Below are 1,701 nucleotides of genomic sequence, written 5' to 3'. Positions count from 1 at the left end.
CCCGGGGCTTTCACGTCAGCCGTTGATCAGCGAGGTCGGGATATAGGAAAGGTGCTCCTGACCTGCAAGGATCGAGATTGTCGAAGTCTTGATCAGCGCAGGAACCGGAGCACCTTTCTGGTGAAGAAGACTACCGGGCCCTACCCGGCCCTGACAGTGGACGGCGCCGGGTCGAGCGTCGTCCCGCACGCCGGTGCGACGGTGCTGCTGCGCACCGCGCAGACCGTCGGGTTGACCGGGGCGCTGTCGGCGGCGCTGGCGCCGTGGCGACGGCCGCTGGCCCGCCACGATCCGGGGAAGATCGTGGCCGATCTGGCGGTAAGTCTGGCGATCGGCGGGGATTGCCTGGCCGACCTCGCGCAACTGCGCGGCGCGCCGGAGGTGTTCGGCCCGGTGGCGTCGGATCCGACGGTGTCCCGGCTGATCGACACGCTGGCCACCGACGCCCCGGCCGCGCTCGCGGCGATCGCCGCGGCCCGGGCGGCCGCTCGAGCGCGGGCGTGGTCACTGGCCGGCGAGCACGCCCCCGACCATGCGGTCGACGCAGCCCGGCCGCTGGTCATCGACGTCGATGCGACGCTGGTCACGGCGCATTCGGAGAAGGAGTCCGCCGCGCCCACGTTCAAGCGCGGGTTCGGCTTCCACCCGCTGTGGGCGTTCTGCGATCACGGCACCGCCGGCACCGGGGAGCCGCTGGCGTTCGCGCTGCGGCCGGGCAACGCCGGATCGAACACCGTGGCCGACCACATCGCGGTCCTCCGCGCAGCGCTGGCCCAGCTCCCCGGCGGACACACCCGCGGCAAGAAGGTGCTCGTCCGAGTCGACGGCGCCGGTGGCACCCACGACCTGCTGGCCTGGTTGACCCGCCGGCGGCTGTCCTACTCGGTCGGGTTCTCCCTGCCCGGCGACCTCGCCGCCATTCAGGCCAAGCTGGCGGCCATCCCCGACGATCTGTGGGAGCCGGCCTACGACGCCGACGCCCAGCTCCGCCCAGGCGCCTGGGTCGCCGAGGCCACCGACCTGTTCGACCTGAGCTCATGGCCGCCCGGAATGCGGCTGATCGTGCGCAAGGAACGCCCGCACCCCGGTGCGCAGTTACGGATCACCGACATCGACGGCCTGCGGGTCACAGCGTTCGTCACCAACACCACCCGCGGGCAGCTGGCCGACCTCGAGCTGCGGCACCGCCGCCGGGCCCGCGCCGAGGACCGGATCCGCTGCGTGAAGGACACCGGGCTGGGCAACCTGCCGCTGCACGACTTCGCCCAGAACCAGATCTGGTGCGCCATCGTCGCCCTGGCCGCCGACCTGACCGCGTGGATGCAGACCCTCGCGCTCCCCGAGCACCAGGCCCGCCGCTGGGAGCCCAAGCGGCTGCGGCTGCGGTTGTTCTCCGTCCCCGCCCGGCACGCCCGCACCGGCCGCCGCCGGCTGCTGCACCTCGCGGCCACCGCGCCGTTCACCGCGCTCGTCCTGCAAGCCCTCGACGCGCTCGCCGATCTCGCCGCACCAGCACCGGTCGCTTCCGGCTAACCCCAACGGCTCAAGTTCCGACGACCCGAGAAGCCCGGCCGGCCAGTGGACCCGGCGCCCACCCGAGCAGCCTCGGGCGAACCGTCACACCCACCCGCCAATCTCACGCCCACGCGGGACAAGAACCCCGACGACCAGTCCGATGATCATGCTCGTGAAAGATCCGGG

At 72.4% G+C, this 1,701-nt stretch carries 1 protein-coding gene; it reads left to right on the top strand.

The window, feature by feature from the left end:
• The first annotated feature begins 120 nt into the window (after window positions 1-120).
• Window positions 121-1,533, top strand: a complete 1,413-nt coding sequence (locus HK417_RS24215) for an IS1380 family transposase (RefSeq protein WP_222273233.1) — start codon at window positions 121-123, stop codon at window positions 1,531-1,533.
• The last annotated feature ends 168 nt before the right edge of the window (window positions 1,534-1,701 follow it).

Source organism: Modestobacter marinus (assembly GCF_019799945.1).
Taxonomy (GTDB): Bacteria; Actinomycetota; Actinomycetes; order Mycobacteriales; family Geodermatophilaceae; genus Modestobacter; species Modestobacter marinus_B.
Note: the sequence above shows the minus strand (reverse complement) of the source record. Positions and strands in the feature narration are given on the sequence as shown.